Annotated in this window: 11 protein-coding genes; 3 read left to right on the forward strand and 8 right to left on the reverse strand. The window is 47.0% G+C overall.

What is annotated here, in order from left to right:
- Positions 1-148: 148 nt before the first annotated feature.
- Positions 149-880 carry an MIP/aquaporin family protein gene (locus K7R10_RS11655; RefSeq protein ID WP_224484896.1) on the forward strand — a complete coding sequence of 244 codons (732 nt, stop codon included), beginning with the start codon at positions 149-151 and terminating at the stop codon, positions 878-880.
- 4 nt (positions 881-884) lie between these two features.
- Here K7R10_RS11655 and K7R10_RS11660 read toward each other — a convergent pair whose 3' ends face one another.
- Together K7R10_RS11660 and K7R10_RS11665 are read right to left on the reverse strand one after the other, a co-directional pair.
- Positions 885-1,133, reverse strand: coding sequence for a hypothetical protein (locus K7R10_RS11660; RefSeq protein WP_224484897.1), 249 nt, complete (start codon positions 1,131-1,133; stop codon positions 885-887).
- Between the two features lie 109 nt (positions 1,134-1,242).
- Positions 1,243-1,806: a type 1 glutamine amidotransferase domain-containing protein gene (locus tag K7R10_RS11665; protein ID WP_224484898.1), complete on the reverse strand. Its 564-nt coding sequence runs from the start codon at positions 1,804-1,806 to the stop codon at positions 1,243-1,245.
- A 235-nt stretch (positions 1,807-2,041) separates the two neighbouring features.
- Here K7R10_RS11665 and K7R10_RS11670 point away from each other — a divergent pair, with 235 nt between their 5' ends.
- The gene (locus tag K7R10_RS11670; protein WP_224484899.1) at positions 2,042-2,626 is read left to right on the forward strand and encodes a Crp/Fnr family transcriptional regulator; all 585 of its coding nucleotides are present in this window, start codon (positions 2,042-2,044) and stop codon (positions 2,624-2,626) included.
- Between the two features lie 56 nt (positions 2,627-2,682).
- On the forward strand, positions 2,683-3,810 hold the full coding sequence (locus K7R10_RS11675; RefSeq protein WP_224484900.1) for a serine hydrolase domain-containing protein: 1,128 nt from the start codon (positions 2,683-2,685) through the stop codon (positions 3,808-3,810).
- A 75-nt stretch (positions 3,811-3,885) separates the two neighbouring features.
- Here the strand turns inward: K7R10_RS11675 and K7R10_RS11680 are convergent, their stop codons facing one another.
- The 6 genes from K7R10_RS11680 to pflB form a co-directional block, all read right to left on the reverse strand.
- The gene (locus tag K7R10_RS11680; RefSeq protein ID WP_224484901.1) at positions 3,886-7,146 is read right to left on the reverse strand and encodes a WD40/YVTN/BNR-like repeat-containing protein; all 3,261 of its coding nucleotides are present in this window, start codon (positions 7,144-7,146) and stop codon (positions 3,886-3,888) included.
- 146 nt (positions 7,147-7,292) lie between these two features.
- Positions 7,293-7,919 (reverse strand): SDR family oxidoreductase, encoded by a 627-nt coding sequence (locus K7R10_RS11685; RefSeq protein ID WP_224484902.1) that lies wholly within the window; start codon positions 7,917-7,919, stop codon positions 7,293-7,295.
- A 145-nt stretch (positions 7,920-8,064) separates the two neighbouring features.
- A complete protein-coding gene (locus K7R10_RS11690; RefSeq protein ID WP_224485274.1) occupies positions 8,065-10,215 on the reverse strand; it encodes a TonB-dependent receptor in 2,151 nt (716 codons plus the stop codon).
- 494 nt (positions 10,216-10,709) lie between these two features.
- Entirely contained in the window at positions 10,710-11,999 is a 1,290-nt protein-coding gene (locus tag K7R10_RS11695; RefSeq protein WP_224484903.1) for an L-lactate MFS transporter, read from the reverse strand.
- A 14-nt stretch (positions 12,000-12,013) separates the two neighbouring features.
- Positions 12,014-12,766 carry a pyruvate formate-lyase-activating protein gene (gene pflA / locus K7R10_RS11700; protein WP_224484904.1) on the reverse strand — a complete coding sequence of 251 codons (753 nt, stop codon included), beginning with the start codon at positions 12,764-12,766 and terminating at the stop codon, positions 12,014-12,016.
- 63 nt (positions 12,767-12,829) lie between these two features.
- Positions 12,830-15,085, reverse strand: coding sequence for a formate C-acetyltransferase (pflB, locus tag K7R10_RS11705; protein ID WP_224484905.1), 2,256 nt, complete (start codon positions 15,083-15,085; stop codon positions 12,830-12,832).
- Between the last annotated feature and the right edge of the window lie 299 nt (positions 15,086-15,384).

A 15,384-nucleotide genomic window follows, 5' to 3' on the forward strand; every position in this document is an offset into this window, starting at 1 on the left:
AAAGCATAGACGGTGTTTTAACAGAAAATTCTGATCCCTGTTTCGATGTTACTCAGGGAATAAGCAAGTGCCGTGAAAGAGAAATTTTATAAATTAGAGAACGATCACGGCCATTTTTGCCGTGCTGATAAACTAAAACCTCTGTTTGATGACTCCTGTAATCGCTGAATTCCTCGGAACCTTTTTTCTGATACTTTTGGGTAATGGTGTGGTGGCAAATGTTATTTTGAAAGACACCAAGGGGAACAACGGCGGGTGGATCGTGATCACTACCGGATGGGCACTGGCAGTATTTACCGGAGTGGTTGTGGCAGCACCCTACAGCGGGGCCCATATAAACCCGGCGGTTACCGTGGGGCTTGCCCTTACCGGTCAGTTTCCCTGGTTAGAGGTGCCCGTCTTCATTCTGGCTCAGATGGCAGGCGCCATGGCCGGCAGTTTTTTTGTGTGGCTGGTCTATAGAGATCATTACCATCGTACCAACAACAACCTGGTAAAGCTGGCAACCTTCGCAACCATCCCTGCTATAAGGAAAACCGGATCCAACCTGATCAGTGAAGCTGTCGGTACCTTCACCCTCTTATTTGTGATCTTTTATTTTACAGAACCGGTTATGAATGGTGAAACCGTCACGCCTATCGGTCTGGGCTCACTTGGAGCACTGCCTGTAGCACTTCTTGTCTGGGTCATCGGACTCTCCCTTGGGGGAACCACCGGTTACGCTATTAACCCGGCCCGGGATCTGGGACCCAGGATCATGCACGCGATCCTTCCTTTAAGAGGAAAAGGTACCAGTGACTGGAAGTATGCATGGATTCCTGTGGCAGGGCCGCTGATCGGAGCGGCAGTGGCTGCCGGAATATTCCTGATTTTGTCTTGATCTGTTACTGCGGAAGTCCTCCGAAGAGACAGAGAATGAAAATGGTGAATGCCAGCAGGTATCTCAACTCCTTGCTTTTGAGTTTTTCCTGAAGGAAATCTTGCAAATAAGCATTTATCAGGGCACCCAGAACGATAAGCCCTAAAGGAAGCAACCACCAATTGCCGGTATACTGATCTCCAGAAACGAAAAGGGTGAATACAAGAAACAGAAAAAAATAAAGTCCGAGTGAACTGGCCAGGTTTGTTTTCATGGAAGCAAAGATAAGAAAGCAAACGGGCCCGGAACAGGGCGTATTAGGAAATAAAAAAAGAGGAATGGCTTAGCCATTCCTCTTTTTATTGGGGGTTATTATCTACCTGTTACGCATGTACTACTTGTTCTTCATGCTTACCTTCTCTAACCTCTTCAATTAGCTTATCTATGAAGGCCGGCAGGTCATTCGGATTTCTGCTGGTTACCAGTCCCTGGTCGACAACAACTTCTTCATCTACCCAGGCTGCTCCGGCATTGATCACATCATCTTTAATGCTTTTGTAAGAAGTCACTTTTCTGTTTTCAATGACTCCGGCGCTGATCAATAACCATGGTGCGTGGCAAATAGCTGCAACCGGTTTGCTTTCAGCAAAGAATTTGCGAATGAATCCTAGTGCGTTTTCATGAGTTCTCATCAGATCAGGATTTGCTACTCCACCCGGCAGAACCAATGCATTGTAGTCGGTAGAATCTACTTCGTCTACCAGCTTATCTACTTTAATGGTCTCTCCCCAGTTTTCACCTTCCCAGCTTTTGATATCTCCTTTTTTAACTGAGATGATATCAACCTGGGCTCCTTCTTTCTTCAGAGCGTTCATGGGTTTAAATAATTCTGATTTTTCGAATCCGTCTGTGGCTAAAATGGCCACTCTTTTATTTGTGAGTTTCATAATGTCTGATTTTATTGTTGTTAGTATGATTTAACACTCTATAACCTACAAAATGAAAGCCCTGATATCAAATGATTTAACGCTTTTATCATAACTTTAAGGTCTTTTAACAGTATAGGCCTGAATTATTGGGAACTCAGACGCTGCAAGGCTTTGCCGTCTGTCGAAACAATGCTTATTGCGAGTCTGATGCTCAGGCTGTATTAGTTATTTTTACTCGGAAATATATCATCAAATGCCCATAAACCCTAACAATCGATTTGACAGATCGTTTTCTGAAGATGTTTTTCAAACATACTTCCGGGAATTGATCGCCAAGGGGGAAGCCAAGACAGTCCCGGCAGGTGAGTGCATCGTTACCGAAGGTTCGGTTTGTTCCTATCTGTATTATGTGAAATCAGGGGCTTTTAAAGCCATCAGGTTTCCGGAAGACAAGGAGGTGATACTGGGGTTTACCTTTAAAGGCGATCTCGACACCTCGCCCTATGCTTTTCTGTACGGTCATCCCAGCCGTGAAACCATTCAGGCAATTACAGATTGTGAGGTCATTCGCATTTCAAAAAGAGACTTTGATGCGATCGCTCAGAAGAACCCTGATTTCAGGAGCTTTATGGTATATCTCCTGGCGAACTATGTGGAAACCCTGGTGAACAGGTTCGTGGAATTCAAGGCGGAAACGGCCGAATTCAGGTACCTTCAACTGCTGCGCGAACAGCCACAGGAAGCGAAAAGCATTCCTCTTCAGGACCTCGCATCTTATCTGGGGATTACCAAAGAGCGACTAAGCCGTATCAGAAAAAAACACCCCGATTTGATCTAGGTCAATTCAGTCCTTGGACTTATGTGATAAATTTGACTCCTGAAAAATCATAAGTAATGAAAACATTAGTCAGTTTAATCATATTAAGCGTTCTGTGCTTTCCGGTAACAGCGCAGATGGAAGAGGAGTCTGTACGGGCCGAACTGGACCGGGAACTTTCACAATTACTCACAGCTTCTCCAGATGCTCCGGTTGCCAACGTTCTGTGCTATCTGGAGGTAGCACCTGAAGATTTTGTATTTCATAAGGGATACGGAGCCCTTGCTTCCGAGACTGAGATACCTGTACAAAAAGATCACGGCTTTAAAACGGCAAGCATCTCCAAAATGTTCACGGCTACGATCGTATTGCAGCTCATGGAAGAGGGTAAGATTGACCTGGATAAAACAGTTGAATCCTATTTGTATGATTTCGATTTCATCGATTTTGACCGTTTACTCCTGGTCGGGGACGAATCTTTTGGAAAAGAGATCACTATCGGTCAATTGTTAAAACACCGTTCCGGCCTTGCCGATATCTTTACCGATACTGAGGCAGCATTCATTGCGGGTGTCATGGAGGATCCTTCTAAATCATGGAGCCCTGAGTTGCTTTTCGAAAAGTACTATGCTCTGGGAGTAAACGAATTGGGGAAGTTCAGGCCGGGGAAGGACTATGCCTATTCTGATGTAAACTATTTTCTGTTGGGACTGCTCATCGAAAATATCACCGGAGAATCTCTTGCTGAGAATTATCGCAACCGAATTCTCAACCCTCTTGGAATGCATCAGACTTTTTTCGAGTATTACGAGCCTGCCACTGAGCTGGTACAGTCACATGCCTATATGGGTGGCCTCGATGTCACCGCCAACATCAATACCTCTTTTGACTGGGCCGGGGGCGGACTGGTTTCAACTACCGGAGAACTGGCTGTCTTCATTCAGGGATTGTTCAACGGAAAGCTTTTTAAAGATCAAGCTACTCTTGAGATGATGACAGATGATCCCAATTACGGGTATGGTATCAGCAACTTCGATATAGAAGGAGAGGAATATTTCGGACATTCAGGACACTGGGGAAGTGCGGTTTTATATAACCCTGAAAAAAAGATTACCCTTTGTCTTTCTGTCAACCAGGTCGAAACCGGGTTCAGCTTTTCCGAAGTGATTAAAAATCTGATCGATTTGGCAGAGAAGGTACAGTGATGATCATCACAGCTGAAAATAAAAGGGAAGGTTTTTACACCTTCCCTTTTTTATAAAACTGCTATCCGGGTTCTTTTAGTCTTCAAGAATGACCGGTGCATTGGCTGCTTTAAGCTTTGCTTCAATAGCCGGTAACTGAACTTCATACAGTTCATTCACCTTAGGGGTGATCTGATCGATCATGGTACGGGCCTTATCCAGGCTTGCTTTATGCATTTCGGTAGGGCCATAGGTAGAAAGAATTCCGCGGTATGCCGTGCTCATATGAGTTTGGATAGTAGGCGGGGTTTTCTCTCCCACTTTATTTCTCGACGGGCTACCCTCTCCGATGATTTCCAGTTCGTTCAGGGTTTCTCTTGCCTGACGGAAATCAGATGCCAGGGCTTCCGGGGAAAGATTCGAACGGAAGGCGGCCTCTTCATAGGCCTTCAGCAATTTCTCAGACTGCTCAAACTTGTTTTCCAGTACTGCAGCGTCTGCCTGTACTGAAGCCAGTTTCTCGCTGAAGCTTGTGTACTCTTCGTGATCCATTCCTCCCAGCAGACCTTCCCTGATCGGTTCTACCTTGAAACTTACAGGGCCGTCAAGTAGTCTGACCTCGCCATCATTTTCAAGGTGCAGGGTTGCCGTATAGGTTCCGGGAACAGCCAGTGGTCCGCCACTGAACCATCCACCGCCTCCGCTACCCACACGCTCGGGATTGATCGCCCTGAAGCTGGGCATTCTCAGGTCCCACGCAATGCGGTGACTTCCCTTGCTCGCCGTTTCTTTCAAATGGCGAATGGTGTTGCCTTCCGCATCTTTTATGGTGATCCAGATCTGAGGCGCGATCTCGTTCTTTTCAGCATCAAGAGCCTCATATCCGGGGAATGGTACGTTTTCCTTGTTTTTATTCAATTCTTTCTCTCTTTCCATTCGTTCTTTCTTCGCAGAAGGGTAGTCATTGGAAAGATGATAAGTAAAGACTGCTCCGAATTCAGGGTTGGGTGCGAAATAGTAGTCGGCACCGGTATTCCCCACATTGCTGCGTGGCACATACCATTTAGCAGTACGAGGAGCAAACAGGGCGCCTTCCTTGCTGAGATTCTCCTCTGTCATATTTCGTAGCGGACTGTAATCATCCAATACGAAGAATCCTCTTCCGAAGGAGGCTGCGACCAGGTCGTTCTCTCTTTTCTGAATGGCAAGGTCTCTGAAGCCCATGTTGGGAGTGCCCGGTAGCTTATGCCAGTTCTGACCTCCGTTCAGGCTGGTATATACTCCGAATTCAGTAGCTGCAAATAACAGGTCTTTCTTTACGTGATCCTGTACCATACGCCATACCAGGGTACGTTCCGGCAGGTTCTCAGAGAGCGAGGTCCAGCTGCGCCCCTTGTCGGTACTTTTGTAGAGATACGGACTGAAGTCACCCTCTTTATGGTTGTCTAAGGCTACATAAACCGTGTTTTCGTCGTAGAGGTCGGCCTTTATGTCATTTACGAAACTGCGCTCAGGGAGTCCGAGTTCGGTCACCGGGATCTGTCTCCAGTTCTCGCCGCCGTCTTCAGTTACCTGTATAAAACCGTCATCTGTTCCGGCATAGATCAGTCCTTCCTTTAAAGGCGATTCGCTTAATGAGGTAATGGTGTTGTAGTTTGACATGGCTCTGACATCCCAGGGGTTTTCCCATGATTGCTGTCTGCCCATGATGGGAAGCTCCAGTCGTTCTTCGTTGCGGGTAAGGTCTCCAGAGATCGGGGTCCAGCTGTCACCGCGATCTTCTGATCTCCACACCCTGTAAGATGCAAAATACAGGCGTTCCGGTTTGTGCGGACTCACGAGGATGGGAGCATCCCAGTTAAATCGTTCATGAGGCTCATCCAGGCCTGCCTGTGGTTGTATCAAAATGGGTTCCCCGGTGGTCAGATCGACCCTATGGAGGCCACCCTGCTGGGTCTCTGCATAGATCAGGTCGTTAAAGACCGGGTCAGTAGCCGACTGATGCCCGTCTGCAAAAAGGGTCTTATACCAGTGTTTGTTGCTGATCCCTTCCCGCTCATCTGTGGCTGAAGGCCCTCCAGCAGAACCATTGTCCTGTGTTCCTCCGAAAATATGATAAAAGGGTTTGGCGTCATTCACAGCCACCTTATAGAATTGGGTAAGTGGCAGGTTCTTGATATATCGCCAGTTCTCGGCCAGGTCAAAGGTTTCATATATTCCGGCGTCGGTACCCAGCATGATATAATCAGGGTCATCTTCCTTGAAAACTATGGCATGGTTGTCTGAATGTTTTTCTTCTTCCTTTAACTGAACAAAGGTCTTACCTCCGTCTTCCGAAGTAAGAACCCTCACATTCATAAGGTAAAGACGGTCGAACTTATGCGGACTTGCATACAGTTCCTGGTAGTAATGCGGGCCTGTTCCGCCTGAAACGGTGTTAGACATCTTGGTCCATGATGCACCGCGATCTTCAGAACGGTAGACGGCTCCTTCGGTCAGGTCGAGCTCAATGGCCGCATAGATAACGTCAGGCTGCTGAGGTGAAATGGCGATACCGATCTTCCCCATATTCGAAGTTGGAAGACCGTTGGTGAGTTCTGTCCATGTTTCTCCGCCATCGGTTGATTTGTGAATGCCTGATCCGGGTCCTCCCCCCATCAGGGCAGCCACGGTTCTGTGGCGATCCCAGGTCGCAGCATAGAGCAGATCCGGATCTCTGGGGTCGATCATGATATCGGTTACCCCGGTCCATTCGTTGTCTCCCAGGGTCTGTTTCCAGGTTTTTCCACCGTCGGTAGTCTTGTAGAGGCCGCGTTCACCTCCCTTGCTCCAGAGCGGTCCCTGGGCAGCAACCCAGACGACATCTGAGTTTTCGGGATGAACAATGATCTCTGAGATGTGTTCAGAGTTTTTTAGTCCCAGGTTTTCCCAGGTCTTTCCGCCGTCTTTTGAGCGGTAAACCCCATCGCCATAAGCAACATGGCGTCCACCCACATTTTCACCGGTTCCTACCCAAACTACTTCCGGATTGGAAGGGTCAAGGGTAATGCATCCGGTTGAATACGAAGACTGGTCATCGAAAAGAGGAGTCCATGTAGTTCCTGCATTTTCAGTTTTCCAGACCCCTCCGGAGCCTACGGCCACATACCAGATGTTATCGTTTTCAGGATGGAATACGATATCGGCTATTCTTCCCGAAAGGAAAGCCGGGCCGATGTTTCGCATTTTAAAGGCGTCTAAAGGAAGGGAAGCTTCCTTCTGGGCATCGTTTTTCTTGCTTCTTCGCTGTGCTTGCAGGTCGGTAAATCCGAACATGAAAAGCAACAGAGAAAGCGCTGTTAAGGTAATTTGTCGCATAAGGGATTATTTTAGAGAAGCTTAAATGTATGAATTTTCCACTTAATAAAGTGAGGATTATTGATGGAGCAGGCAAAACATAAAAAAAATGCAGAACATTTTTGTTCTGCATTTTCAGTGTTGGTTGAGCTATATGTGGTGGAGGTCTAAACCTTCTTCAGAGCTTCTTCTATTGGGGTGTCACCTTTCAGTATTTCGAAGGTTTTATGATCAGCCTTGCTTTCATCAAGGGCTGTGACCAGGGTTTTGGCTACATCTGCTCTCGGGATATCTCCTTTGTGATCGATGCTTTTTCCGTACCGTATCTTTCCGGTGCCCTCATCATTGGAAAGCTGGCCCGGTCTGACGATAGTATACGAAATACTGCTATTGCGAAGGTGCTCATCAGCACTTTTCTTGGCTTTGAGATAATCGCTCAGTTCAGAATGACTCTCCGGGTCGTCGGCTCCGATAGAGCTTAACATGACGAATTTTTTAAGTCCGTGTTTTTCGGCCGCATCGACCAGTTTTTTAGCTCCTTCCTTATCGACTTCTTCCAGGTTCTTTCCTTTTGATCCGGCAGCAAAAATGACTTTCCCGGTGCCTTTAACGGCGTGTGAAACATCTTCGGTGAGATCTGCCAGCACGGTTTCGATCCCTTTCGCCTGGAATTGCGCGGTCTGTTCTTTTTTACGAACCATGGCAACAGGTTCGTAATTATCTGATTCCTTTAGAAGGTGAACAATTATATTTCCGGTGGTGCCGGTGGCACCTGCAACTAATACTTTTTCCATACATACAGAATAAGGTATTTAGGGGGCAAACACAAGGCAAAAGCCTCATTTAACCTGAGTTTGTGACTTTTGAGAGACATTGTCCTACAGTCTGCCGCCACGTCAAACAGAGAGTCTTCATTCTTTTAGCTGTTCAGATGAGCCCTTAGAGCTTGAGCTTGAATCCGCCATTGATCACGAAGCCGTCAACAGGAGCATAAATATCTTTGAATACCGGGTCATTGATGCTCCCGGTAAATATGGTGTCGAAGCGGGTCTGTCGGGTATCCAGGAAATTTTCAAAATTCAGGAATACCGAGAAATTCTCACCCAGCTTTTTTTCGGTCATGAGCCCGACGATCCAGTAGGGATCACCGGTTTCACCGTTGCTAAGCTGTTGGGGACTGAAATAATAGCCCTCCAGTCCGATCCAGAAATTCTCATGTTTCTCATACATCAGCACATTGTTCAGTCGATGCGTTGCCACCAGTGGAAATGGGGTAGCTTCACTATTATAGTTTTCGGTCACATCGGCGTAGGTGTATCCGATAAAGAGTTTAAGGTCTTTGTAGCTCCATTTCATATTAGCCTCTACTCCCTGAGACTCGATATACCCGTCAGGTTGAATATAGCTGAAGGCGCCTGTATCACTTTCGGTAAGCACCAATGGATCATTGATCCTGGTGTAAAAAAGCAGGGTGTTGGTTGAGAGACTCAGTTCATCACTGATGGGCCATTTGTAATTCAGATCGAAATTTGCTCCTGCCGATCTTTCAGGGGCGGTATTATCGACATCGATGGGTGCGATATTCTGAAACTGCAGCCTTTCGGCATCTTCGGTAAATATCGTTGGTGTTTTGTATCCCAATCCTCCTCCAAGCCTGAAGGTAAGTCTTTGGCTGGGCTCAAACATGGCTGAGAACCTGGGAAGCAGAAAGAAGCCGTAATCACTTTGGTAATCACCTCGTAAACCGGTTTCAAGACTCCATCTGTCAGACAATGTCCAGGTGTTTTGTACAAAGGCGCCAAACGTATGATTGGCATAACTGAGATCCTGTTGCGGGTCTCCGGCTTCCTGTTTGAAATCTTCCGTCCAGAGGTTAAGACCGGCTATCCATTCTGATCTGTCTCCTAATCGGGCATAGTTGAATTCGGAAAAAGATGAAATTTGGGTTCCTGAAAAGAGGTAATCGGGTATTAAAATGCTGCGATCGAAAAAACTGAAACTATTCTTAATCTCTATTCTCGTGTTTTCAGAGAGGCGATGATCGAACTTGAACTGGGTAGATAATCGGTCTGTCTTGTTTCTTTCAAAATAGCCTTCGGTAACAGATTCTTCGGTAATGAGGTCAATGTCACCACCCAGACGATCTTCGGTTACGTAATTGAACCCGATATTCATTTCGGTTTTATCTGAAAAATAAAGAAAGAGACGTGGGTTCAGGGTGAAACGATCAAATTCCGGAATGGCGGTAAGACCAATATCAGCGGGGTCATAAGCGGTGCCCTTATTGTAAGAGGCAAAAACAGTGGCTCCGATATTCTCATTGAATTTTTCAGAATAAAAACCGCTCAGGTCGAGACCCAGGGCAGAAGTTCCGTTAACCATGAAACTGAGCTCCTCTTCATCTTCCGGTTTTTTGGTGACCAGGTTGACCAGGCCCGCAATGGCTCCGCCACCATAGAGTGTTGACGAAGCTCCTTTGATCACCTCTACCTGCTTCAGGTCCAGAGGCGCGATCTGCATCAGGCTTAAACCGCCCGAATAGCCTGAATACAGGGGAAGACCATCGCGAAGAAGCTGGGTATATTTTCCGTCAAGTCCCTGTATCCTGATACTGGAGTTATAGCTGGTAGCCGAGGTTTGCTGCGTTTGTATCCCTGTGCTTTCATTGAGCAACATGCGTATATCACCCGGTTTCATATTTCCCTTTTCCGCCAGTTCTTCCCCGGCAATAAATTCGACACGGGTGGGAATGTCTTCGATGGTTCTGCTACTCCTGGTGGAAGTGATCACCACCTCCTCTATCTTTTCTTCTTCCTGTTCGAGATAGATGACAGGGATCTGCTTTTCTTCGGGAATAGGGAAACTCTTCTTCAGGGTTTGTTTTTTATAACCGATATAAGAGATCTCAATTGAGAATACCCCATCGGGAATTCCTTCTACCACGACTCGACCGTCCATATCTGTGGTACTTCCCTTATCGGCTTCAGGCAGATATACTGTGACCCCTACCAGGGGTTCCTTGCTTTCTTTGTCTTTGATGACGGTCTCAAAACTGTTTTGACCAATGGCAATGCTGCATGCAAACAGCATAACCAGGCATGAAATGATGGTTTTCAAAAAATTGAATTTTTAATGTTGTACTGTCCTATGATTTTTGAAATAAATACTGTTTGAACAGCACCTTACGAGGAGGTTTAAAAACCAGGCAGTGAACATCTGCAGGGATGAATCTGTTTACATGATCTGACTCTCTGTGAGATTCCTGAGGCTTTGGTGTCTCAGTATGGCTGTACAAAGAAACACTGAACCCCAAACAGCTTCCGCAGGTAAAAAAAGGAGAACAGGGAGATTCATGTTCCTCCTCAGAATCATGGGTGGAATCTGTGGTAACCTGGTTTTCCCGGGTGCAAACTTCTTCCACACAACAGGGAGTTGCCGAGAGCCCCAGGGTTAATAATGCTAATGCTAATGCCACCCATTTCATGGGCTTAAAAATACGATTTATACCCGGTATTCTCCAATCACCCGGCTAAACATGCCTTCAGAATGAATACTGCCATAACAATTTTCGCAATCATGTGATGTCAATCAGCAGACCTTTTAGAATATACGTTAAGAAAGCTTCGTTTTTCCCCATGACCCGTTCCTGAGAGTTTCTTTGAAACGTTCATTCGCATAAGAACAGCGAGTATCAGGGCGACTACAAAAAGTAGGGCAAAAATGCTGAGGGTGATATTCAGTGACCCGGTCTTGTTCATTATCATATCATAGATCGTGGGGCCTGCGATACCGGCCAGCGCCCATGATGAAAGAATACGGCCATTGATAACTCCCAGACTTTTGGTACCGAAAAGATCGCCAACCATGGCGGGTAAGAGAGCAAACCCGGCACCGTACATAGAGATAACGGTAAAAAGTAAGGCAAGAAACAGCCATTCGGCGCCTGTTTTGGGTAAAAAGTAGTATGCCAGTGCCTGAAAGAGGAAAAAGAAAATAAAGATATTGATCCGCCCCGCATAATCAGAAAGCCCCGACCATACCAGGCGCCCTAATCCATTAAAGACGCCGATCACACCTACCATGGCTGCGGCTTTCATGGGAGTAAACCGAAGGGCTTGCTGCATAATCGGACTTGCCGCCGAGATCAGGGCAATGCCGCAGGAGATATTGATGAACATCATAAACCACAGGTACCAGAATCTGCCCGAATGAAGCGCAGCTTTTGCACTCACGTCGGCCTGTACCGCGGCGGAACTTTCATCGGAGCCGGTTTCAGAAGATCCCGGAAAGAAATTATCAGGGGGTGGGGCCAGATAGAGGGAGCTGCCTGTTATCAGAACCATAAATAACAGACCTAAGTAAAAAAATGCCGTTGCGATGCCGACTGTATCGAAGAGCTGTTGCATTAGCGGACCGAAGATCAGGGCTGAGAAACCGAAACCCATGATCGCCATACCGGTGGCGAGCCCTTTCCTGTCAGGAAACCATTTGACCAGGGCGCTTACCGGAGCGATATAGCCCAAACCGAGACCGATGCCTCCCAGAACCCCGTAGCTCAGGTAGAACAGTGGTAACCAGGAGTAGTATACGGCCAGTGCTGCTCCAAGCATTCCTGATCCATAGAGAATACCCGCAGTGATTCCGGTTTTGCGCGGACCCACGCGTTCGGTCCAGCTTCCAAGAAAGGTAGTGGTAAGGCCCAGGAAAAATATCGCCAGTTTAAAAGCCCATTTCACATCGCTCCCTTCCACCTGGAAGATTTCTTTTACGGGATTGGTCATTACAGAATAAGCATAGACAGATCCGATAGAGAGATGTATGCCAATGGCCGAAGCGGCGATGAGCCATCTGTTTTTAAGGGTTTTGTTCTTCATGGCAGAGGGTCTTACTAGTTTACTCTTACTTCTTTAAAGTACCTGCGCAGTATTTCAGCTGCAGACTGAATTTCTTCTTCGGTGTTTTCCCTGGCATCTTCCAGGGTATACTTCCAGCCCAGGGCCTTCCATTTATGCACCCCTAACCGGTGATAGGGTTGTAATTCGATGCGTTCGAGATGCTTATAGTCTTTGAAATGGGTTCCCAGCCGGTGCAGGTATTCGGGTTGGTTGGTGATTCCCGGTATCAGGACATATCGCAACCAGAGCGGTTTGCCGAGAGATTCCCTTTCAGCGGCGTAACTAAGGGTCACATCTTTGTTCCGGGCGCCGGTAATATCTCTGAAACCCTCTTCGGTCAGGTGTTTGATGTCGAGCATCACCAGGTCGGCAAACTGGTGTAACTCCCTTGAAAAATGGTTGAGTACTCTCCCGTTGGTGTCAATGTTGGTATGAATTCCTTCTTCTTTTAAGCGCTTTAACAGCGGTAAGAGAGCTTTTGCCTGCAGGAGGGGTTCACCTCCGGAGATGGTTACTCCGCCCAGCTTGCCGAAATACGGTTTCATTTTAACCGCCTTTGAAACCAGTTCTTCAATTGGGTATAATGTGCCTCCTGAGGTGGTAATGGTATCAGGGTTGTGGCAATAGCGGCACTTCAGCTTGCATCCCTGAAGAAAAATAACAAAGCGTATGCCCGGGCCGTCATGTGTTCCGAAAGATTCGATCGAGTGAACGGCAAGAGTGTCTGGTGGGAGGTGGGTGCTCATAACTGCAAAAATATAAGATACCCGGAAAACCCAAAGGGGTCTCCCGGGTAAGTGGTCAAAGAATCACATGGTTTGGTGGAAGGAACGCGAGATCACTTCCAGCTGCTGTTCACGTGTCAGCCTGGTGAAATTCACGGCATAGCCCGATACCCGTATCGTAAGCTGTGGGTGGTCTTCCGGATGTTCCATGGCATCGAGCAAAGTTTCCCTGTTAAGCACATTCACGTTCAGATGCTGAGCTCCTTTCGAAAAATACCCGTCAAGAATCGCAGACAGATTGTGTATCCTGTCTTTCTTTTCAGCTCCCAGAGATTTGGGAACGATCGAAAAGGTATTCGAGATCCCGTCCTGCGCATTTTCATAGTTGATCTTGGCTACCGAATTCAGGGAAGCGATCGCTCCATGGGTGTCTCTCCCGTGCATAGGGTTGGCCCCGGGGGCAAATGCTACACCCGCGGGTCTTCCGTCTGGAGTGGCACCGGTTTTTTTACCATAAACCACGTTCGAGGTAATGGTCAGCACCGAAAGGGTTGGTACGGCATTTTTATATACCCTGAATTTCTGGAGTTCGGCATTGAAGTCTGCCACCACATCTGCTGCTAATTTATCGGCCCGGTCATCGTCGTTTCCATAAGCCGGGAAGTCTCCCTCGATCACAAAGTCGGTGGTTAGCCCCTGCTCGTTCCTGATCGGTTTCACCATGGCATATTTGATGGCAGACAACGAGTCGGCTACGATAGACAAACCGGCAATCCCGTAAGCTATATTGATATCGGGGTTGGTGTCGATCAATGCCATCTGGGCTTTTTCGTAATAATATTTGTCGTGCATATAGTGAATGATGTTCATGGAGTCGCTGTAGACCCTTGCAATTTCCTTCATAGCCAGGCGGAAATTATTCATGACTGCATCATAGCTCAGGTATTTCCCCTTGTATTCCGGAATTCCCTCGATCACCTTTTTGCCTGTAATCTCGCATCTTCCCCCGTTGAGAGCCAGTAACAGCGTTTTGGCAAGGTTGGTACGCGCTCCGAAGAACTGTATCTGCTTACCGATCTCCTGGTAAGAAACGCAACATGCAATGCCATAATCATCAGATTTACGGCTGGTACGCATCAGGTTGTCATTCTCAAACTGAATCGATGAGGTGTCGATGGCAACTTTCGAGCAAAAGCTTTTAAAATTGTCAGGCAGGTCGTCAGACCAGAGTACCGTAAGGTTCGGTTCAGGTGAGGGCCCCAGGTTATATAAGGTTTGTAAAAACCTGTATGAGGTTTTGGTGACCTTGGTGCGACCATCTGAAAAGGTCCCGCCGATCGCTTCGGTCACCCAGGTGGGATCACCGGCAAAGATCTCATCATAAGCCCCCATTCTCAGGTGGCGAACCATGCGTAGTTTCATAACGAACTGGTCGATGTATTCCTGGGCTTCTGCTTCGGTGATGAGTCCGGCCTGCAGATCACGTTCGATGTAGATGTCGAGAAAGGAAGATACGTTCCCGAGAGACATCGCTGCTCCGTCCTGCTCCTTTACAGCGGCCAGGTATGCCATATAGGTCCATTGTACTGCTTCACGGGCATTTTGAGCCGGACGTGTAAGATCAAGGTCATAGTATTTACCCATGATGATCATTTCCTTAAGAGAACGTATCTGTTCAGATACCTCTTCACGTAAGCGAATCGTACCATCGGTCATCGGCCCGGTTATGCCGGCCAGATCTTCCTTCTTTTCTGCGATCAGAAAATTTAGGCCGTACAGCGCCACCCTGCGGTAGTCTCCGATGATCCTTCCCCGGGCATAATTGTCAGGCAGACCGGTAAGGATTCCGAGAGATCTGAAACGTCTGATCTCATCGTTATAGGCATCAAACACCCCATCATTATGGGTTTTTACATACTTGTTAAATAATTCGCTGATCTTTTCATCAGGAGCCATTCCATGTTCTTCGAGAGCCTTCTCAACCACTCTGAAACCTCCGAAGGGTTTCATGGCACGTTTTAGCAGTTCATCGGTCTGTAAACCGACGATCGACTCCAGCTCCCGGTCGATATATCCGGCCCTGAAGGCACTTACCCCGGATATGGTTCCGGTATCTATGGCACGAACCCCGTTGTTTTCCCGCTCTTCTTTCATAGCGATTTTACAAACTTCCCAAAGCTTTTGGGTTCTTTCTGTGGGTCCGGTCAGGAACCGGTCGTCACCTTGATAAGGACTGATGTTCTTTACAACGAAATCACGCACATCGACCTTGGTGGTCCATGTACCCTCAATAAAAGGTTCCCGTTTCACATCCTGGGCGGATAAGGTGTCATTTGTCATGATGATGTATTTTATATGTGACTGATTTTACTTCTTATGAGACATCCAAATTATCACCGGAAAACCCCGAAAAACATGACATTTGACAGTTTTTAAATACGTAGAAAAGAGACCCTCTACTATTACGTTTGAGAAGAATGAAAAAATTGAAAAAAATTATTTCCTTCAGAATTTCCAGTCTGAAAGAAGCAAAAAAATGACTGTTTTCAGAGGAGGTGTCAGCATTTTTGGGGATTCAGAAACGGGTAATCACCTGAAGAAATGAAGTGGTTATGCAGAATGGATTCCGGAAAGTCGAT

Source organism: Robertkochia aurantiaca, assembly GCF_020166495.1.
In the GTDB taxonomy this organism is placed as follows: domain Bacteria; phylum Bacteroidota; class Bacteroidia; order Flavobacteriales; family Flavobacteriaceae; genus Robertkochia; species Robertkochia aurantiaca.